Below are 20,170 nucleotides of genomic sequence, written 5' to 3'. Positions count from 1 at the left end.
CGCACGGAACGAGGATCAGTCCGCCGAGATAATCGTTAAGAAGCCACCCATGCCTGCCACTATTAACCTATTCCGGCGGTAACCCAGCGTCCGGAATGACAATTTTTTTCGGTGGTGCATATCAGCGCTGCGGGAGGCGCCTGTGAGCTGTGCGCTTCCACGGGATCCTGCGCTTCAGGTTCCCCGACAAGACCGCTCGCCGGACCATTCGGGCGATCGACGGGACATTCAGGTCGCGTCCTGGAGAGCCGGGCGGTGAGATCAGCGAGCCGCTCGTTCGGGCCGACGCGTTCAGACCATCCACCTGTAGCCGGTCGAACGGCGACCGACGGGAAGATGGTCGTTGCGGAGTGGGCACGGGTATGGAGAGGATAGGCGCCGCCTTCGAGGAGCCTTCGCGTGCGGGCGTATCTTCTGCACCCAAGTATGACGTTAATAATAATGCGACTAAGTCGCACTATAGAGATGATCAATCGGGTATGCGTTTTCCAGAGGTCAGCCCCGTGGAACGATCCACCGAGCCCGCCGAACAGACGAATACCGCAGCGTTGACCATGTATAGCTGAGCTCTCGATTGGCCAGCGCAGAGCATACGGGAGACAGATCATGAGGTTCTATATGATTGATATCGTTTATAAAATAATCGATATTAGAGCAGACTTTATGCATTACCTGAGCGGCAGGGACACTGCGGCATAAAGACGGAGTCCGGCAATTTATGAAAAAATCATGAGAAAAAGCTAATATTAATATGTTTATCTTATATTTATGAGAATAACTTTGCATTTAATAGTTATTTACATAGTTCAGAAGAGATAATCCCAAATAATTATTTCCGAAATCGCGGCCATAGGGGTCGTCATCCACCTTTCTCAGTGCCGGAAAATTGAAATGACAAAAACGGGAGTAGCTGGGATCAGTCGAAGCCCTAAAGCCATGCTGACAACAGCCGGTTCTCGGGCCGCGCCACAGGTCCACACACCTCTAAGACGTTGGGATTGCAATGAACGCCTATTCAGATTACCTGGCTGAGATCAAGGACAGAGCCTCTCAGGGGCTCGCTCCCAAGCCGATCGACGACGCCGGGCTGGTTCGTGACATTATTGCACTGATCGAGGATGCGGGTAACGCTCAGCGGGCGGATGCTCTCCGCTTCTTCATCTACAATACCCTGCCCGGCACCACGAGTGCTGCGGGCGTCAAGGCGGCGTTCCTGAAGAAAATCATTCTTGGCAACGTTGTTGTCCCGGAGATTACCCCGTCCTTTGCCCTGGAACTACTGTCGCACATGAAGGGTGGTCCTTCGGTCGAGGTGCTGCTTGACATCGCTCTGGGAGACGCTGGTGCGCTGTCCGCGCAGGCGGGCGATGTGCTGAAGACCCAGGTCTTCCTCTACGACGCGGATATGTTCCGACTGCGTGATGCCTACATGGCGGGCAACCCGGTCGCCCGGGACGTACTCGAAAGCTATGCGAAAGCGGAGTTTTTCACCAAGCTTCCGAACGTCGAGGATGAGATCAAGGTGGTGACCTTCGTCGCCGCCGAAGGTGATATCTCGACCGATCTTCTCTCGCCCGGTAATCAGGCGCACTCCCGTTCAGACCGCGAACTGCACGGCAAGTGCATGATTTCACCCGAGGCGCAGCAGCACATCGTCGCATTGCAGAAACAGCACCCCGACCGGCGCGTGATGATGATCGCCGAAAAAGGCACGATGGGTGTCGGGTCATCGCGCATGTCCGGCGTGAACAACGTGGCGCTCTGGACCGGCAAGCAGGCCAGCCCCTACGTCCCCTTCGTCAATTTTGCCCCGATCGTGGCCGGCACCAACGGGATCTCGCCCATTTTCGCGACTACGGTCGACGTCACGGGCGGCATCGGCCTGAACCTGAAAAACTGGGTCCGCAAGACGGGCGAAGACGGCAAAGCGGTCCTGAACGCCGACGGCAACCCGGTCCTTGAGCAGACATACTCGGTCGATACCGGCACTCTTCTGACGATCGACGTAAAGGACAAGAAACTTCGCGACGAGAGCGGCCGAGAGCTCGTGGATATCGCCGCAGCCTTCACGCCCCAGAAGATGGAGTTCATGAAGGCGGGCAGTTCGTATGCCATTGTCTTCGGAAAGAAGCTGCAGACGTTCGCCGCCCAGACGCTGGGGATCGAGGCAACGCCGGTTTTCGCGCCCAACAAGGAGATTTCGGTCGCCGATCAGGGCCTGACCGCAGTCGAAAAGATCTTCAACCGCAACGCCGTGGGCGTGACGCCGGGCAAGATCCTGCATGCGGGCTCCGATGTCCGCGTGAAGGTGAACATCGTCGGCTCTCAGGACACGACCGGCCTGATGACCGCGCAGGAGCTCGAGGCGATGGCGGCGACCGTCATCTCGCCCCTCGTCGACGGTGCGTATCAGTCGGGCTGTCATACCGCGTCCGTCTGGGACAAGAAGGCACAGGCGAACATTCCGAAGCTCATGAAATTCATGAATGACTTCGGCCTGATCACCGCGCGTGACCCCAAGGGCGTTTATCACGCGATGACCGACGTGATCCACAAGGTGCTGAACGACATCACCGTCGACGACTGGGCGATCATCATCGGCGGCGACAGCCATACCCGCATGTCCAAGGGTGTCGCCTTCGGGGCGGATTCCGGGACCGTCGCGCTGGCGCTGGCCACGGGCGAGGCGACGATGCCGATCCCGCAATCGGTCAAGGTGACGTTCAAGGGCACGATGCAGCCGCACATGGACTTCCGTGACGTGGTGCACGCAACCCAGGCGCAGATGCTGAAACAATGTGGTGAAAACGTCTTCCAGGGCCGCGTGATCGAGGTCCATATCGGCACGCTTCTTGCCGATCAGGCCTTCACCTTCACCGACTGGACCGCGGAAATGAAAGCCAAGGCGTCCATCTGCATTTCGCAGGACGAGACGCTGATCGAATCTCTGGAAATCGCCAAGTCGCGCATTCAGATCATGATCGACAAGGGCATGGACAATGCGGCCGCGACCCTGAAAGGCCTGATCGCCAAGGCCGACAGGCGCATTGCCGAGATCCGTTCGGGAGAGAACCCCGCCCTTGCTCCGGACGCCAACGCGAAATATTTCGCTGAGGTCGTCGTCGATCTTGATCTGATCGACGAGCCGATGATCGCCGACCCGGACGTGAACAATCCCGATGTGTCCAAGCGTTATACGCACGACACGATCCGGCCGGTTTCGTACTACGGCGGCACGAAGAAGGTGGACCTTGGCTTTGTGGGTTCCTGCATGGTGCACAAGGGCGATGTGAAAATCGTTGCCCAGATGCTCAATAATCTCGAGAAGTCGCAGGGAAAGGTGGAATTCAAGGCGCCTCTGGTTGTTGCCGCACCGACCTACAACATCATCGACGAACTGAAGGCCGAAGGGGACTGGGAAGTGCTGGAGCGCTATTCCGGTTTCGAATTCGACGACCTTCTGCCGAAAGGGAACGCCCGGACCGAATACGAGAACATCCTCTATCTGGAGCGCCCGGGCTGCAATCTGTGCATGGGCAACCAGGAGAAGGCCGAAAAGGGCGACACCGTTCTGGCGACATCGACCCGTCTCTTCCAAGGGCGTGTCGTTGAGGATTCCGGCGACAAGAAAGGCGAGTCGCTGCTTGCCTCCACCCCGGTCGTGGTGCTGTCGGCGATCCTCGGCAGGATGCCAACCCGCGAGGAATACAAAGCTGCTGTCGAAGGAATCGAACTGACCAAGTTCGCGCCGCCGAAAGCGGCTCCGATGGACTCGCTCTCCGTCCATTACTAGGCGTAGAGCGGCGATGCTTTAAGATCGCAGACAACGCATATGGCGGCGTGGGTCAAGGACATGAGTGGTGCGTACCGCCGTGATCCGAAACACCACGTCGCCCGTCTTTCGGTGCTGCGAACATCGCTCCGCTGATGGGGGTCCCTTGCCGCCTGGGCATGGGGCCCTGATCGACGGTGTGCCACGCTCCTGTGGCCACACGACAGGCCGATGGAGACTGCCATGCAGCCGTTTCCCCTGGACCGAGCTTTCACATTGCTGGAATCAGGGCCTGTGACGCTCGTGACCACACATGGTGGCGGGCGAGACAACGTCATGACCATCACATGGACCATGGTGCTGGATTTCAACGCGCACTTCGCGATCACGACGGGTCCGTGGAATCATTCCTGGAACGCCATCAACGAGACGCGGGAGTGTGTCGTCGCCATTCCCTGTGCCGACATGCTCGACACCGTCGTGGGCATCGGTCTCTGCTCGGGCCAGGACACAGACAAGTTTGAGACGTTCAGCCTCGGCCGCCGTAAGGCTGACAAGGTGAAAGCCCCGCTCCTCAGCGCATGTCTGGCCAACATCGAATGCCGCGTCGTCGAGATCATCGACGCTTACGGGATTGTCATTCTCGAAGGGATTGCGGCACATGCCGCGCCGCATCGCGACGGACGTTCGCCATTGCATGCCATCGGCGACGGTACGTTCGTAACCGAAGGCCCCCGGCTTGATCGGCGCATGATGATGCGCCCCAAGCTGCCGCCGAGTGTCATACCTCGCCTCTCCTAGCGGAGTAATCATGTCGTGGGCCAGCGGTCGATGATCGTTACGTGGCCCGGCACGGGATCTATCGTCGGTCGGGCGAACGACACGCACGGCGGATACGCGACGTGCTGCCCCCCCGTTTCGGGGTGAACGCGCGGAACGGCATGATGGCAGGCCCCTCAGACACCGCGCCAACGGTGGCTGAGGGGCAAAGAACACTCTCGATATATCTTGACGTGCGATATATCGAGATTTATATCGGGCTCATGAAACACAGACATTCCGGCGGTCGCGATCGCCACACATTCTCTGCCGAAGGCCTCGCACATGGGCATGGCTCCCGCCGACATCACGGCCGCGGTCGGCACGGAGGCCGCAACCGGCTGTTCGATTATGGGGAGATGCGGCTTCTGGTCCTCAACCTGATTTCGCAAAAGCCCACATATGGCTACGAACTTATCAAGACCATCGAGGAGACGTTCGGCGGCAGTTACACGCCGAGCCCCGGCGTGATCTATCCGACGCTCACATGGCTGGAGGAGGCGGGTTATATCCGACCCGCCGGTGAAGACGGCCGTAAGAGCTTCGGCATCACGCCTGAAGGAGAGGCCTTCGTCACCGCGAACCGGCCAGCGCTGGACGACGTGCTCGCCCGGGCGGCAAGCGCCGATACCGAAGGACAAGGTGGACGGCGGAACCTGTCCGCGCCGGTCATGCGCGGCATGGAAAACCTCAAGACGGCGCTTCGTCTACGCCTGCGTCAGGGCGGCCTGGATTGCGAAGCGGAGGCGAAGATCGCGACGGTTCTCGATGACGCGGCTCGTGCGATCGAACAGGCGTGACGGTCGCGGTTACAAAGCGTACCGGAGCATATGTCGTCGCAACATCCGCCCCTCCTGGACCGGACCGTTTCCAGCACCTGATCGGGCTGGCTGATCACCCTGTCGGCACCCGCGCGCGTCGCCAGCACCGTATCATCTATCTGGATACGCAGATTGCCGATCGGCCCCGTGCTCAGGGCAACGACCGATTGCCCACATTCCTCAGCTGCCTTGCGATCCGCGCGCACCAGCACACCATCGTGATTGCCGGACGCGCGGACGCCGTGTTTCGCGCCAATGCCCGACAACAGGCGGTAATGCGATGCTATCCCAGTGTGGCACCCACCTCCTGGCCCACCGCCCTGAAAACCGTCTCGAACAGAGCGGCTGTCGGCGCACCGCCGCGCGTGTAGGCGGCGATGATGACCGGCGCGCCGCCCGGTGGCCACGCGATCGCGACATCGGCCGCCACGTCCCTGGCATTGTTGCCGGTCTTGTCCGCCACGCGCCACGAAGACGGTAGACCGCCTCTCAGGCGGTTCGTGCCGGTGGTGTTGGCCAGCAGCCAGCCGGTCAGCAGGCGTTTCGATGAGTCAATGAGAGTGTCCCCAAGCACCAATGCCCCGAACGAGTGCGCCATGGCCGAAGGCGTCGTCGTGTTGCCCACCCCGCCGGGCGGCGTGCGATTGACGTCGGGCTCGCCGTCGTCAAGGCGGCTTTCGATGTCGCCGACGCTTCTCCAGAGCGCGGTCACAGCCGGCGGACCGCCGACACGCCGCAACAACAGATTGGCACAGCTGTTATCGCTGAATCGCACGGCGGCATCACACATCTCACGCACGGTCATGAATCCGCGTGACAGGTTCTCCCGTGCGACAGGCGCGTGCCAGTCCGGAACATCCTCAGACGTCAGCGGAACGTTTGCCGCAAGGTCGTCCTGATGCTGGTCGACACGGCGCAGGACAAGGGCCACGAGCGACGCCTTGAACGTGCTGCACAGCACGAAGCGTTCGCCCGACCGCCAGGACAACGTCCGACCCGTCCCCATATTGCGCGCATACACACCGATGCGTCCGCCGGACGCGCGCTCGTACGACACAAGCGCGGCGAAAGGCGCCGACGCCCCGAAGGCCGGTCCGGCGGCAAGCGCAACGCTGCCCGCCGCGAAGGTTCGTCTGTCCAACATCGCGGGTCTTACTCAACTGTTTCAGGATCGTCCGGACCGACCGCACGGGAGAATACGCCGCCTTGCGGCCGGCAGTCGTGCGCGCAGTGTGGTCCCCGCCGACACGCGCGGCAAGCCCGCCCGTTCCGCCACGCCTTACGCGCCGGCCAGCCCTTCGCCGATCATGTCGCTGGGCACGACGATCCGGTCGAATTTCTCCGCATCGATCGCACCCGATCTCAGGGCGGCTTCGCGCAGCGTCGACCCGGTAGCCGCCGCATCCTCCGCTATATGGGCTGCGGCCTGATATCCGATGACCGGCGACAGGGCGGTGACCAGCATCAGCGACCGGTCGAGATGGGCGCTGATCTGCTCCCGGTTCAGCGCCGTACCCTCGACCGAAAAGGCGCGAAAAGCCTTCATGCCGTCGGCCAGAATTGCGATGGAATGGAGTACGTTGTTGATGATGATCGGCCGCATCGCGTTCAGTTCGAAGTTTCCCTGACTGCCGGCGAAGGCCACGGCGGTGTCGTCGCCGATCACCTGAATGGCGATCATCACGATCGCCTCACACTGTGTCGGATTGACCTTGCCCGGCATGATCGACGAACCCGGCTCATTGTCCGGAAGCTTCAGTTCGCCGATCCCGCACCGCGGACCCGACGCCAGCCAGCGCATGTCGTTGGCAATTTTCATCAGGGCGACCGCCAGACCCCGGAGTGCGGCCGACGACCGCACCATGGCGTCCAGGGACCCCTGCGCCATGAACTTGTTGGCCGCCGTGCGAAACGGCCTGCCGGTCAGTTCCGCCACCCGGGCGGCCACGGCCACCGAAAAACCCTTGGGCGCATTGAGCCCGGTGCCGACCGCTGTCCCCCCGAGGGCCAGTTCATACAGCCCCTCGCGCGAGGCCTCGATCGCCTGTTGCGCGGCCCGCAGCTGCGCCGCCCAGCCCGACCACTCCTGCCCGACCGACAGGGGCACCGCGTCTTCGAGATGCGTGCGACCGATCTTGACCACATCCATCCACTCGTTCGACTTCGCCTCGAGACAGGCGGCCAGCCGGTCGAGTTCGGGCAGCAGGCGATCGTCCAGCATCGCGACCGTCGCCACATGCATCGCACTGGGAAAGCTGTCGTTGGACGACTGCCCCATATTGACGTCGTCGTTCGGCCCCACCGGTACCTGTGAGCCCAGAGTGCCGCCCAGCAACTGGATGGCGCGGTTCGACAGCACCTCGTTCACGTTCATGTTCGACTGCGTGCCGGAACCGGTCTGCCATACGAACAGCGGGAAATGAGCATCGAGCCGACCGTCGATCGCCTCGTCGGCCGCGTGGACGATCGCATCGGCTTTCCAGCGCGGCAGACGGCCGCTTTCGGCGTTGACCAGCGCGCAGGCCTTCTTGACCACGCCGTAGGCGTGATAGACCTCGAGGGGCATCCGGTCGCGCCCGATGGAAAAATGGTGCAGGGATCGCTGCGTCTGCGAGCCCCAGTAGCGGTCGGCCGGAACCGCGACCTTGCCCATCGAGTCAAACTCTTCCCGCTCGCCGCTGGCGTCGATGCCGATGGGAAGGTCGTGCAGAATGGGACGGGGGGTCTGTTCCTCGGTCATCCGATGGCCTTTTCGCTGTCTAGCGCGTTGCCCGTGAAGAACTGCTACGTTCTCGGGGCGATCACCTCGAGGGAAAAACGTCGTGTTCGTCGCACGGTTGCAGAACGCACGGCCATGGGTGCCACCCCCGCCGGGCATGACGCGCGCTCACGCGCCCTTGCGGCGGGAGGCCCACCGGAACAGGTAGGGCGCACGCCCGTCGTGACCGAAATAGGCGCGGCGCGCTTCGTGCAGATGCAGCGTGCCGAAGACCTCGATCCGGATCAGGATCACCACCAGGGCCACGCCTGCGAACGGGCCTGTCAGATACACCCAGAACCCGTCCCAGGTGTGGGCGAACACCGCCGGGCCGAAGGAACGGGCCAGATTGGTGCTGTCGCCCGACAGCCACGCCTCGAACGGGTTGAGAACGAAAAACAGCGGCCCGGCCACCCATGGCGTGAAGGCCCGCAGACGGGGCTTGGCGCCACAGAACAGGACCAGCCCCACCAGAATGGCCGTAGTGCCCATCTCCCCCACCGCCGCCCACCACCCGGGCGCCAGCGCATCCGGATAGGTGGCCGCGAAAAACGCCGCATGGCACCACGCGCCCCAGGAGGGCCAGATCCAGCCGCTGACCGCGACAAGGCCACACCCCGTCACCGCCCCGGCAAGCTGCACCAGCATGAAGCACACGGTATCAATCACCGCGAAACGGCTACCGAGCATGAATGCAAGACTGATCGACGGGCTGAGATGGGCGCCACTGACACGGCCGAACGGTGAGAAAGCGGCTATCGTCGAACTGAAGCCGAACAAAAAGCCCAGCACGGCGGTCAGTACCGACGGATACGGCGCCAACGCCTTGCCGACCGGGCTGAGGGGCGAGCCGATGGCGACGTTACTCGCCACCCCGCACGCCAGAAGAATCGCGGTCGCCAGAAACTCACAGGCATACAGCCGCGGATGAAAGGGCTTTTCGGGCGCAGGCCTTCCCGAGAGCGGCCGATCCTCCGGATGCGGATAGAGCCTGTGCCCGCCGCCGGGTTGCGAAGGGGCTGCGACCGGCGTCGCCGCGTCATCGCCGCGTGCCATCATCGGAACTGTTCGCCGCGCGTCCGGACCGCCATCGTGGCATGGCCCTTCCCTCGCGAGTGGCCGTGGACCGGCACGACGGCTTTTCCCTTCCAACACGACACTCCGACACTCATCCCGTTCGTCTGCCTCCACATCCGGCATCATGCCATGTCGCGCGCGGGACGGCGCGGGCGGACACCTGCATGGCCTGCACGGCCGCCATCCCACGTCTCCGGCCGGCATGGCGCAACCCCTCTCTTTGCCGTAACGTTTTCCGTCCCCGCCGACCACCGGCCCCGCACCCCACGAAACCGCTTCGCACGGGACCACCATGATGTCTCAACCGATCGCCCTGCCCCATCGTCCCATGCTCACCGCCAATGAGGCCGCCCGCCATCTTGGGGTGGCGCGGGGGACGCTGCTGGGGCTTGCCATCCTGCGAATCGGTCCGCGCGCCATCCCGGTCAATCGGCGCCGCCACTACCGGCGCGAGGAGCTCGACCGGTTTCGCGCCGACCTGCTTCAGGCGGTCGGCGTCGGTGATCACGACACACCCTACCGCCACCGCCCGGCCGTACCCGGTCCCGACACGGATACAGCGCCGCCGCGTGATCCTCTGCTGGTCCTCCTGACGCGGCAGGCCATCCGGCGGCGACTGATCCTGACGTCCCTATGGGGGCTGCTGGGCGCGGGCGGACTGGCGTCTCTGATCCTGTTCTGACGCACCCTCCCTGTGTATCGCAGTTACAGTTCGCAATATGAGCGCCTTAAATGGGGACGGCCCGATGCCTAGACACCGTGTGGTCACACACTGTCCGGAATAGCCCTACCGTCATGAAAAAGTTCGCTTTCGCCGCCCTCGCCATGTCGCTCTGTGCCCCTCTGGCCGCGCACGCGCGGTTGACCACCGCCGTTCAGTCCCCGCAGAGCCTTGGCACATCGATGCTCAACGGCGCCCGCCAGGCCGGCGAGAATGATGTCAACACGCGCCGTCAGGCCGCCATGCAGGGCGTCACCAGCCGGCTCGACGCCGCGCGCAAGGGCGTCACGACGCGCCGCGATGCCGCCATCAGCGCCTATACGAACAAGAAGAACCAGCTCGACCAGAGCCGCCAGCAGGCCAAGAGCCTGACGACGATGCCGTCGATGCCCGGCATGTAACACCGTTCCCCGGCACTTCCGCCTCGCGCCCTTTCGGCACCACTGAGGCGGGAGCCCTAGCTCCGTCTCATTTATTGACTGGACAAATTTTGTCATCCCGGAGCGCACCGCCTCTGGTATCAGTGCCCCATGTTCACTTCGTCCCGACTCGCCGGACCGCAGGCCCCGGACGGGCAACGACATGCGCCTCGCCCAAGCCGACCATCATCGTCCTGCCGATGCCGACCCCACGTACGTCATGTGCCGGCATGCCTGCTGGTGCTTGGTATGGTCCTCGCAAGCCCGGCCACTCGCGCCGAGAGCCTGCACGACGCAATCGTACAGGCGTGGGCGATCGACCCGTCGGCACGGTCGGCCGCCGTTGATGCGCAGGCGGCCCACCGGACGGCCAGCGCGCTGGAATCCTGGTTCCCTGGCGGCCCGGTGCTGAGCGGCGATTATCTCGACGATCATTTCATCGGCTCCAAGCTCGGCTACACTACCTATCAGGGCGCGATCAGCGTGCCGCTCTGGCTGCCGGGGCAGGGCACCGCCAACGTCCGCAATGCGTTGGCGGACGAAGCCGTCGCGCGGGCACATATCAAGGTCGAGCGATTGCTGACCGCCGTGCGGGTGCTGGATCTGGCCAGCACGGCAACCCTGCTTGATCGGGAAATCGACAATCTTCGCACCACCCGCGACCTGCTCGACAGCCTCGCCCGCAGTTCACACGCGGCACTGGCCAGCGGCGAGATCGCGACGACCGACCACGAAGCCGTCATCGGCGAGCGCGAAGACATCGAGGGGCAGATCGCCGAGCGTTCGCAGCGGCTGGAGACGACGCGCGCCGAAATCGAAACCCTGACCGGACAGGACTCTGTCCCCGATCTGATGGCGATCGACAGTCGGCTCCTCGCGACCTCCGGCGCGCGTCTGAACCCCGACCACGACCCCCGGCTGGAGATGGCCCGCGCCACCGCGCGGCAGGCCCAGGCCTCGTTCAACGTGGCACGCCGTTCCTACATGCCCAACCCGCAGGTCGGAGTCGAAGTGCTGCGTCAGGCCCAGTACGGCAGTCCGTGGGATACACAGGTCGGCGTGCAGTTTCAGGTGCCGCTGCCCAGCGAGGCCCGGAACACGCCGATGGTCATGAAGGAAGTGCGCGCCATGGGGGCCGCCGACCGCGATGCGGAACTGGCGCGCCGCAAGGTCACCGTCGAATATCGCCAGACGCGGTCCCAGCTGGGAACCGCGCTGGAGATCCTGCGGCACGCCCGCGCGACGCAAACCGCGCTGGACGACCGCGCCAGCCACCTCGAACGCGCCTGGCAGGTAGGGGAAACACCCGTGATCGAATATCTGCGCGCGCGGCGCGCCGCCCTCGAAGCCCGCCAACGCGCGACACAGGCCGACGTGATCTGGCACGCGGCCCTTGTCCGCATGGTACTGATGGCCGGAGGCACGCCGTGATTCGCTCCCTCGCCCCTTTCGTGCACATCTGCCTGCCTCTGTCCGCGGCGATGATCCTGCTCGCCCCCCATACTCCGGCGCGGGCCGACGACTGGCCCACCGCCCCGATCACGATCGCGACCAGTGCCCTGAGCGTGCAGGGCATCGAAACCGCGACCTCGCATGCCGGCGCCATCGCGGCCCACGTCGATGCGCCGGGCTACGTGACGGTCGACGAACGGCGGGTCGTGCGGGTCCGGCCCGTGGGCACCGGTCGGGTCGAGGAGGTTCTGGTCACCCCCGGCCAATCCGTCCGTCGCGGGCAGGTCCTTCTGACCTATGACGATTTCAGCCTGAGCGACGAGACGCAGCGTCTGGCCAGCGCCGAGGCCGCGCTGCAGCAGGCCCGCGCCACCGCGCGCCAAGCCGAACTGTCCTATGGGCGCGCGCGCAGCTTGCAGGGCGGGGCCGTCTCGGTGGGCGAAATGCAGCGCCGCCAGTCCCTTTTGCTGGACGCGCAGGGCATGGTCCAGACCCGCGAGGCAGTGGTGCGGAACGAGCGCGAACGCATGGCACGCTTTTCCTCCGCGACCGAGCGGTCGCGCGGCGTGCGGTCCGATGTGGTCTCCCCGATCGACGGGATCGTGCGGCGTGTCAGCGTATCCGCCGGGGAAGACGTCTCCAGCGGCGCCGTGGCGCCGGTCGAGGTCGACGACCTGTCGCACCTGTGGGTCGTCTCGCAGGTCGATGAACTCGACACCGCCGGCCTGGCCCCGGGCAATCGCCAGCAGACCTGGGTGCGGCCGGACCTGCCGCCGCTCGTGTCCCGGATCGACCTGATCGAGGGCGGCGTCGATCCGGGCAGCCGCCATGTCCTGGTGCGCAGCCTCGTCCCCAACGCCGATCTGTCGCTGCGCGCGGGCCAGCTGGTCCAGACGCGACTGTTCGCGGGCCGGAAGGTTGCCGGCCAGATCGTCCCCACGACGGCCCTGCAGACCATTGCCGGACAGGCCTGCGTGTTCGTGCGGATCGGGGCCGAGCAGTACGTCGCCCGCAAGATCACCCCGGGCCCCGCGCTCAATGGCGAGATGGTCGTCACACAAGGCCTCGCCGACCACGAGACGGTCGTCACGAAAGGCAGTTTCGTCCTAAAATCCCAGGCCCTTCTGGCACCGCCCTCCGACCATACGCAGCCGGGTTAGACGCCATGACGCTTGTCCTGAAGCTGCTGCAGGCGCGCGGGGCGCTGCTGGGGGCGGCCGTTCTGATGATGATCGCCGGGATCGTGGACCTGCGGTCCCTGCCGGTCGAGCCGGTGCCCGATATCTCGCCGCGTCAGGTCCTGGTCTCGGTGCAGGCCCCCGGCCTGCCGGCGCAGGAGGTCGAGCGGCTGGTCACGTTCCCGATCGAAAGCGTCATGTCGGGCGTCATCGGCCTGACGACCATGCGCTCGGTCTCGCGCACCGGCGTGGCGGTCCTCTATCTCCAGTTCAATGACGGCACCGACATATACCGTGACCGCGAGCTTGTGGCCCAACGCATGGATCAGGCACGCATGGCGGTGCCCGTCCATGGTCTGAGCGTGTCGATGGGACCGCTCGCCACCGGCATGGGCGAAATCCTGCAACTCCAGATCACCGGGCCGGGACAGTCGCTCGCGACCCTGAACCGGATCATGACCTGGAACGTCGCGCCGAAACTGCGGCTGATCCCCGGGGTGGTCGACATCAACGTCAATGGCGGCGCGTCGCAGACCTTCGAGGTCGAGCTCGACCCGCAGGCGCTGCGCCGGTTCGGGGTGTCGGTCTCGGACGTGTTCCACGCGGTCGATCAGGACAACGAGGCCGCCGGCGGCGCGTGGATCGAACATAACGACGAACAGCACGTCATTGTCGGCCGGTCGCTGATCGACAACCTTGCCGAACTGGGCGACATCCAGTTGCGCAGCGGCCCCGACGGCGGCGTTGTCCACGTACGCGATGTGGGCCGGGTGCACGAAGGGCGACTGCCACGCCTGGGGGCCGTCACGCGTGACGGTTCCGGCGAGGCCGTGGTCGCCGTCGTCCTGCTGCAACAGGGTGCGAACGCGCGCGAGACGCTCGCCCGTATCAAGAAAGCGCTCCCCGATATCCGTGGAACCCTGCCATCGGGCATCCGGCTCGATCCGTATTTCAGCCGCGCGTCCCTGACCAACAAGACCATCATGACCGTGCGTGACAACCTGCTGATGGGTGCGGCCCTGGTGTTCGCCGTGCTGATGGTGGTGATCGGCGACTGGCGCGCGGCAGTGGTGATCATCGCGGTCATCCCGTTCTCTCTGGTCTGCGCCATGGTGGGCATGAACCATCTGGGCATCTCGGCCAACCTGCTCAGTCTGGGCGCGATCGATTTCGGCATGATCGTCGACAGCGCGCTGGTGATCGTCGAAAGCGTCCTCAGCAGCCGGGGCCGGCCCGGCGAGACACTGGAACAGCGGATTTCCGAAACCGTGGCGCTCGTGGCACGGCCGGTGACGTTTGCCATCCTGATCATCATTCTGGTGTACCTGCCGATCCTGACCCTCGAAGGGGTCGAGGGGCGCATGTTCCGGCCGATGGCCGAGACCGTGATCCTGGCCCTGGTCTCGTCGCTGCTGTTTGCTCTGGTCTGCGTGCCCGCCCTGGCCGCAATGCTGTTGCGCCGCGACGCGCCCTCCCATCATGATTCCGACGGCACGGAACATGACACGCGTCTGATCGCGTTCCTGCGTCGCGGCTTCGCACCGGCCTCCACACTCTGCGTCGCGCGCCCCGGTCGCATCAGCGCGATCGCGGTGCTGATCTTCCTGCTCTCTCTCGTGATGGCCACACGACTGGGCGGCGAATTCATCCCGCAGCTTCAGGAAGGTGACCTGATCGTCACCTCGACGCGTTTGCCGGGCATCTCGCTCGATGCCTCGCTGCGGGCCAGCACGGCGATCGAGCGCACGCTGCGCGCCTTTCCCGACGTTCGCGCACTGGTCAGCAACACGGGCACGTCCGCCATCCCGACCGACCCGCAAGGGGGCGAGCAGACCGATACCTATGTCCTGCTCAAGCCGCGTTCTGAGTGGAAGACCGCGACCACGCAGCTCGGACTGGTCCGCGCGTTCGACGCCGCCCTGCGGAAAAACAATCCCGGTTCCCTCTATTCATGGAGCCAGCCGATCCAGATGCGCATGGATGATCTGCTGTCGGGCGTGCGCTCGCAGGTCGCCATCGGCATCTATGGACCCGATATCGACGTGCTCACCCGGCTGGCCGCGCGAACGGCCGCCGTGGTCGGCCGGATCGACGGCGCGGCGGACGTGGCCCCTCAGGACGTCGGCACGATTCCCTATCTTCATATCGACGCCGACCGGACCGCCGCCGCGCGGCTGAACGTCGACACGACCGCCGTACTGGACGTGGTCGAGGCCGTGGGCGGCCATGTCGGCCCCCCGGTCTCCATCGATTCGGCCCTGATCCCGACCGAGGTGCGCATCGCCCCCCTGTCACGCGACACGGTCGACAAGATCCGCCGCCTGCCCGTGGTGACGCGCGACGACCATGTCGTCGAACTCGCGCAGGTGGCGCGCATCACACTGGACAGCGGTCCTGCCGCCATCCGCCGCAACCAGGGCGAACGCCGCACGATGGTCCAGGCCAATGTGCGCGGCCGCGACCTCAGCTCCTTCGTACAGGCCGCGCAGACCGCCGTGCGGGATCAGGTGCCCCTACCGCCGGGGTATCGCTTTGAATGGAGCGGACAGTTCCGCAACCTGCAAACCGCGCTTGCGCGTCTGGAAATCGTGGTGCCAATCACGCTGGTACTGATCTTCTGCCTGCTGATCCTTGCGCTGGGCGACGCGTGGCTCGCCGGTCTGGTGTTCGTCAACCTACCGTTCGCGGCGACGGGCGGCATCATCGCGCTTTATCTGCGGGGCATGCCGTTCAGCATCTCGGCCGGAATCGGGTTCATCGCCCTGTTCGGCGTGGCGACCCTCAATGGCGTGGTGCTGATTTCCTATGTGCGGGAAAAGCGACGCGCGGGCCTCGATGCCTGGGCCGCGGCCACGACCGCCGCGCGCGATCGCTTCCGGCCGGTGATGGCGACCGCGACCGTCGCCTGCCTTGGCTTCTTTCCCATGGCATTTTCAGCAAGCGAAGGCGCCGAAGTCGAAAAACCACTGGCGACGGTGGTCATCGGCGGCCTCGTGTCGTGCACGATGCTGACGCTGCTGGTGCTGCCGTCGCTCTATATCCGTCTCGCCAACTGGCGGGAGAGACGCTGAACGGCTCCGGCCGATCAGGCCGCCAGCGGGGGGACGGCGGCCGCGGCCCTCTCGCGCCCCAGAACACGGTCGTAGAACTGTTCGATCCGCGCGACGGACGAGGCGCGGCGAAAGCGCGTCATGTCCCAGTCCCGGCGCAGCACCCCGATCCGGCGCCGCATGGCCTCGGCCAGCGCGACGCTGTCGTCGGGGGGGACGAGATCGGGTGAATGATCGCCCAGAATATCCGGAACGCCCCCCGCCCGCGTGGCCAGCACCGGCAGCCCGTTGGCCATGGCCTCCAGCAGGACCAACCCGAACGGCTCGCACCGCGACGGCAGCACAAACGCATCGAGCGCGCTCAGATCCGTCGGCAGCGATTTCGAAAAGCCACCGAACTTGACACGCGGCCCGGCAAGCGCTTCCAGCGCGGCACGCTCGGGACCATCGCCGAACAGCACAAGCCGGACGTTGGGCGCCGGAAGCCGCTCGAACGCGCGGATAAGCGTGTCGAAGCCCTTCTCCGACACGAAGCGACCCGCACCGCCAAAGACGTATGTGTCGTCCGTGAACCCCCAGCGCGCTCGCAGGTCGGCACGCCGGCCCGCGTCCATCGACGGCACACAGGTCCAGTTGCCGATGACATCGACCGGCCGGTCAAAGCCCGGTGGAATCCCAGCGGTCTGCCATCGCGCCACGCAGATCAGGCCGTCATGCCCCCCATAGACGCGGGGGCTGAAGCGGTTGTGCAGCGTCGCAATCGTCGGCACCCGCCCGACGGACAGCAGTCTGGCCCGCATGCTTGCGCGGCCCAGATGGGTGTGAACAATGTCGGGACGGATCTGGCGCAGGGCACGACCCAGTGCCAGGCAATAGCCGCCCGGTCCGGCCCGCGCCACCCGAACCTGCCCGTCAAGCACGTCGCGGATATCGCCCCCGGTGCAGCGGTCCCGGGTCCGCCCCTGCAACAGCACCGTTACGTCATGATCACGCGCCTGCGCGGCGCTCAGTTCCGCCACATATCGTTCGGAGCCGGCAAATTCGTGCGTGGCGATCGCATGCAGAATCCTCATGCCTGCCCCCATGCGGGCGACGGCACACCCAGCACGAGCTCACGCTGTTTTTGCGTGTCGGTGCCCCGTGTGGCGGTTATCGTCCTGCCATGACCGAAGCAACGCACCGTCCCGATACCTCCGCTGTCGAGCCGACCCCGGATGCCACTAGCACTGTCCCGGAACAGGCGCGGCAGCGCCCAACGGAAATTGGCGGCCCCGCCGGCCCGGAACCCACGCGCTACGGCGACTGGGAACGCAAGGGGCGCTGCGTCGACTTCTAAGACGCCGGAGCGTGGCCGCGCCCTCATGCCTCACCCCGAACGGTACGAAAGGCGGGTGCCCTGCGGGCCTGCCGGTATCCCGGAGGGCGCGGCGTGCAGGAAATCAGGTAAGTGCCCAGCACATAGGCCATGTTCGCCAGTGAATTGAACCACATGGCCAGCTCGAAGCCCGGCGGTGCCGTGACCCCCTGCCAAAGCGAATAGATCGCAAACGGTATGGACAGCGGTCGCATACCTGCCAACATCGGCCGCAGCGGATTCAGGTGGCCCGGCTTCACCAGCGGCCGCACCCGGTTGATGCCGACGAAAAACGCCAGACCGACACTCCAGGTCAGAACGTTGAACATCGCGTCCCCAAAGCCGAGATGGCCGATGACGACCATCGCGCCGATCGAGACAGCCGACAGCAGCAACGCGCCGAGCTGAAAGCTCATGCCGATCTCAAGGGCTGTCAGCCGTTCAGGAAGCCGGTCCGCCACGGGTTGAAACACGCGGTCGAGCAGCCACTCATCGAACTGGTTGACGCGATCGCCGATGCTCATGCGACTCCTTTTCTCCAACCATCGTCGTTACGACGCCGGTTTCCCTCAATCCACGAAAAACGCATCCCGGACCGCATCCGGGTATGGGCCGGTCATCCCGGCAAACGTGGTGTTGCTTAACATCACGACGCTCAGCCCCAATGCCCGATCGACAAACCAGCTATGCCCATACGCCCCCCCCCAGGAAAAGCTGCCCGGGGACAGAGGCGCGCGCGCCGCATCCGGGTCGTTCAGGACCGAGGCGCCGATGCCAAACCCGAGCCCTTCCCGCCCCGGCGTGGTGGACAGCGTGCCCGTCGCGTTCACACCGAATACGGCAGCGTCCTGAGGGTCCAGAACGTCCCCGCCGCCAACGCGCAGCATCTCCAGAAACGCCAGATACTCCCGCGCATCCCCCACCATCCCCGCCCCACCGGACGGATAGGACGCCGGGTCGAGCGCGCGATCGGGCGCGAAGACGACCTCGCCATACGTGCCGCCGCCCAGCGGGCTCTTCAGGACATGGCGGGCACCCATACGCACGGGCCCGTCGACGTAGGCCGGCCCCATGTCATCGCCTTCACCGGGAGCGAAGCCGCTGCGGGTCCAGCCCAGTGGCGCGCCGATCCGCTCACGGACCAACGCGTCGAGCGTCTGGCCCGTCGCGGCTTCCAGGACACCGCCCAGAACGTCGAGCGAGAGCGAATACTGCCACCCCGTACCGGGCGCGAACAGCAGCGGCACGGAGGCCAGACGCGCGAGGTTGTCGCGCAACGACACGCCCGGTTCCGCAAGGCCGTCCGACACGCCAGCCCGGGCATAGGGATTGTCGTCATGGGGAAACGAGAAACCGTACGACAGCCCGGCCGTATGCAGCATCAACTGGCGCGACGTGATGACGGGCACCGTACAGTCCGGCAGCGCCGGCTGAAAGCCGGGCAGCAGCGCGCTGATCGGCGCGTCGAGATCGAGCCGCCCCTCCCGCGCCAGGCCCAGCGCCACGGCACTGGTGACGGGCTTGGTGAGCGAGGCCAGCCGGAACAGCGGCGACGCCGGCATGGGCTCGTCCCGTTCCAGATCGCGCAGACCCGCGACCTCGTCCACGATCACGACGCCGTTCAGAGACGCCAGCACATGCGCGCCCACGACCCGGCGACGGGCAATCGCGGTCTGCATCACCGCGCGGACGCGCACAGCACTTCCATCGGGATCGAATCGCCGCATCATCCGTCTTCCTCCTGACGTTGCGCAGGCACCTACCATGCCTGAACGCTTTTTAACATTTCATTGCGGCGTGCCACGAAACGCAAGGCCACCTGCCTCGTGACCGCCCATCCGTTCGCCGGCATGCCTGTCACCACGGGGACACCGGGGGTTCAGTTTCCGATGGATTGCGGCATCATGCGTGCCCTGTGTGCCCTCCATCGGGGCCATCCTGCCGGAGATGACCGCATCATGCCCTTTCGCCGCGCGACGTATGCGCTGACGCTCGCCCTGCTGGGCACCACCCTGATCGCCGGCCTGCCCGCCGTGGCGCACGCCGACACGCCCGCGCCGTCCCGAACCAGCACGACCGGCACCAACACGACCGAGGCGGCGAACGTCACACGCGCGACACTGGCAAACGGCCTGCGTGTCATCATCGTGCGCGATCGTCTGGCGCCCGTCGTGACGACCGAGCTCAATTACCTGACCGGCTCGGCCGAAGCCCCGGACGGCTTCCCGGGCACTGCGCACGCGCTGGAGCACATGATGTTTCGCGGCAGCGCGGGGCTGGACCGCGATCAGCTCTCGTTCATCGGCGCACAACTCGGCGGCGACTACAACGCGGATACGACCGAAGACGTCACGCAGTATTTCTATACGGCCCCGGCGGCCAATCTGGATGTCGTGTTGCAGATCGAGGCGCTGCGCATGAAAGGCCTGCTTCTCAAGCAGGAGGACTGGGACAAGGAACGTGGCGCGATCGAACAGGAAGTCTCGCGCGACCTGTCCAGTCCCGCCTACCGCTATATCTCCCAGCTTCAGGGAATTCTCTACGCCGGCACCCCCTACGCGCACGACGCGCTGGGCACACGTCCGTCCTTCGACAAGACGGATGCCGCCATTCTGCGGGGTTTCTACCAGGCGTGGTATGCGCCCAACAACGCGGTGCTGGTCATCACCGGCGACGTCGACCCCGCCGCGACGCTGGCGCAGGTGCGCGCGGCCTTCGACGCGATTCCGGCCCATGCCCTGCCGGCGCG

16 protein-coding genes are annotated in these 20,170 nt (G+C 65.1%); 10 read left to right on the top strand and 6 right to left on the bottom strand.

The window, feature by feature from the left end; translation table 11 throughout:
• The first annotated feature begins 1,003 nt into the window (after positions 1-1,003).
• The 3 genes from HUK82_RS06235 to HUK82_RS06225 all read left to right on the top strand — a co-directional run bounded on the left by HUK82_RS06235 (position 1,004) and on the right by HUK82_RS06225 (position 5,391).
• Positions 1,004-3,793 (top strand): bifunctional aconitate hydratase 2/2-methylisocitrate dehydratase, encoded by a 2,790-nt coding sequence (locus HUK82_RS06235; protein WP_176613133.1) that lies wholly within the window; start codon positions 1,004-1,006, stop codon positions 3,791-3,793.
• 210 nt (positions 3,794-4,003) lie between these two features.
• Positions 4,004-4,573, top strand: coding sequence for a flavin reductase family protein (locus tag HUK82_RS06230; RefSeq protein WP_306308925.1), 570 nt, complete (start codon positions 4,004-4,006; stop codon positions 4,571-4,573).
• A gap of 377 nt (positions 4,574-4,950) precedes the next feature.
• On the top strand, positions 4,951-5,391 hold the full coding sequence (locus HUK82_RS06225; RefSeq protein ID WP_246495519.1) for a PadR family transcriptional regulator: 441 nt from the start codon (positions 4,951-4,953) through the stop codon (positions 5,389-5,391).
• A 304-nt stretch (positions 5,392-5,695) separates the two neighbouring features.
• On the opposite strand, the gene bla is transcribed toward HUK82_RS06225, so the two are convergent.
• The 3 genes from bla to HUK82_RS06210 all read right to left on the bottom strand — a co-directional run bounded on the left by bla (position 5,696) and on the right by HUK82_RS06210 (position 9,229).
• On the bottom strand, positions 5,696-6,556 hold the full coding sequence (gene bla, locus HUK82_RS06220; protein ID WP_176613130.1) for a class A beta-lactamase: 861 nt from the start codon (positions 6,554-6,556) through the stop codon (positions 5,696-5,698).
• A 135-nt stretch (positions 6,557-6,691) separates the two neighbouring features.
• The gene (gene fumC / locus HUK82_RS06215; protein WP_176613129.1) at positions 6,692-8,152 is read right to left on the bottom strand and encodes a class II fumarate hydratase; all 1,461 of its coding nucleotides are present in this window, start codon (positions 8,150-8,152) and stop codon (positions 6,692-6,694) included.
• A 147-nt stretch (positions 8,153-8,299) separates the two neighbouring features.
• The gene (locus HUK82_RS06210; RefSeq protein WP_246495520.1) at positions 8,300-9,229 is read right to left on the bottom strand and encodes an MIP/aquaporin family protein; all 930 of its coding nucleotides are present in this window, start codon (positions 9,227-9,229) and stop codon (positions 8,300-8,302) included.
• A 310-nt stretch (positions 9,230-9,539) separates the two neighbouring features.
• Between HUK82_RS06210 and HUK82_RS06205 the strand changes: the two genes are divergently transcribed.
• From HUK82_RS06205 to HUK82_RS06185, 5 genes are all read left to right on the top strand, one after another.
• Positions 9,540-9,929 carry a MerR family transcriptional regulator gene (locus HUK82_RS06205; RefSeq protein ID WP_176613128.1) on the top strand — a complete coding sequence of 130 codons (390 nt, stop codon included), beginning with the start codon at positions 9,540-9,542 and terminating at the stop codon, positions 9,927-9,929.
• A gap of 113 nt (positions 9,930-10,042) precedes the next feature.
• Entirely contained in the window at positions 10,043-10,369 is a 327-nt protein-coding gene (locus HUK82_RS06200) for a hypothetical protein (RefSeq protein WP_176613127.1), read from the top strand.
• 267 nt (positions 10,370-10,636) lie between these two features.
• A complete protein-coding gene (locus tag HUK82_RS06195) occupies positions 10,637-11,818 on the top strand; it encodes a TolC family protein (RefSeq protein WP_246495522.1) in 1,182 nt (393 codons plus the stop codon).
• Complete coding sequence (locus HUK82_RS06190; RefSeq protein ID WP_176613125.1) at positions 11,815-12,999, top strand: efflux RND transporter periplasmic adaptor subunit; 1,185 nt, start codon at positions 11,815-11,817, stop codon at positions 12,997-12,999. The genes HUK82_RS06195 and HUK82_RS06190 overlap by 4 nt, the downstream gene beginning before the upstream one ends.
• Before the next feature lie 5 nt (positions 13,000-13,004).
• On the top strand, positions 13,005-16,088 hold the full coding sequence (locus HUK82_RS06185; RefSeq protein WP_176613124.1) for an efflux RND transporter permease subunit: 3,084 nt from the start codon (positions 13,005-13,007) through the stop codon (positions 16,086-16,088).
• A 14-nt stretch (positions 16,089-16,102) separates the two neighbouring features.
• Here the strand turns inward: HUK82_RS06185 and HUK82_RS06180 are convergent, their stop codons facing one another.
• Positions 16,103-17,140, bottom strand: coding sequence for a glycosyltransferase (locus HUK82_RS06180; protein ID WP_246495524.1), 1,038 nt, complete (start codon positions 17,138-17,140; stop codon positions 16,103-16,105).
• A gap of 89 nt (positions 17,141-17,229) precedes the next feature.
• Here HUK82_RS06180 and HUK82_RS06175 point away from each other — a divergent pair, with 89 nt between their 5' ends.
• Entirely contained in the window at positions 17,230-17,403 is a 174-nt protein-coding gene (locus HUK82_RS06175) for a DUF1674 domain-containing protein (RefSeq protein WP_176613122.1), read from the top strand.
• 23 nt (positions 17,404-17,426) lie between these two features.
• Here the strand turns inward: HUK82_RS06175 and HUK82_RS06170 are convergent, their stop codons facing one another.
• Both HUK82_RS06170 and HUK82_RS06165 read right to left on the bottom strand, forming a co-directional pair.
• The gene (locus tag HUK82_RS06170; RefSeq protein WP_176613121.1) at positions 17,427-17,945 is read right to left on the bottom strand and encodes a hypothetical protein; all 519 of its coding nucleotides are present in this window, start codon (positions 17,943-17,945) and stop codon (positions 17,427-17,429) included.
• A 45-nt stretch (positions 17,946-17,990) separates the two neighbouring features.
• A complete protein-coding gene (locus tag HUK82_RS06165; protein WP_246495526.1) occupies positions 17,991-19,151 on the bottom strand; it encodes a serine hydrolase domain-containing protein in 1,161 nt (386 codons plus the stop codon).
• 228 nt (positions 19,152-19,379) lie between these two features.
• Between HUK82_RS06165 and HUK82_RS06160 the strand changes: the two genes are divergently transcribed.
• A partial coding sequence (locus HUK82_RS06160) for a M16 family metallopeptidase (RefSeq protein ID WP_176613139.1) occupies positions 19,380-20,170 on the top strand: 791 nt, incomplete at its 3' end.

It is taken from the genome of Ameyamaea chiangmaiensis, assembly GCF_013376175.1.
In the GTDB taxonomy this organism is placed as follows: Bacteria; Pseudomonadota; Alphaproteobacteria; order Acetobacterales; family Acetobacteraceae; genus Ameyamaea; species Ameyamaea chiangmaiensis.
Note: the sequence above shows the minus strand (reverse complement) of the source record. Positions and strands in the feature narration are given on the sequence as shown.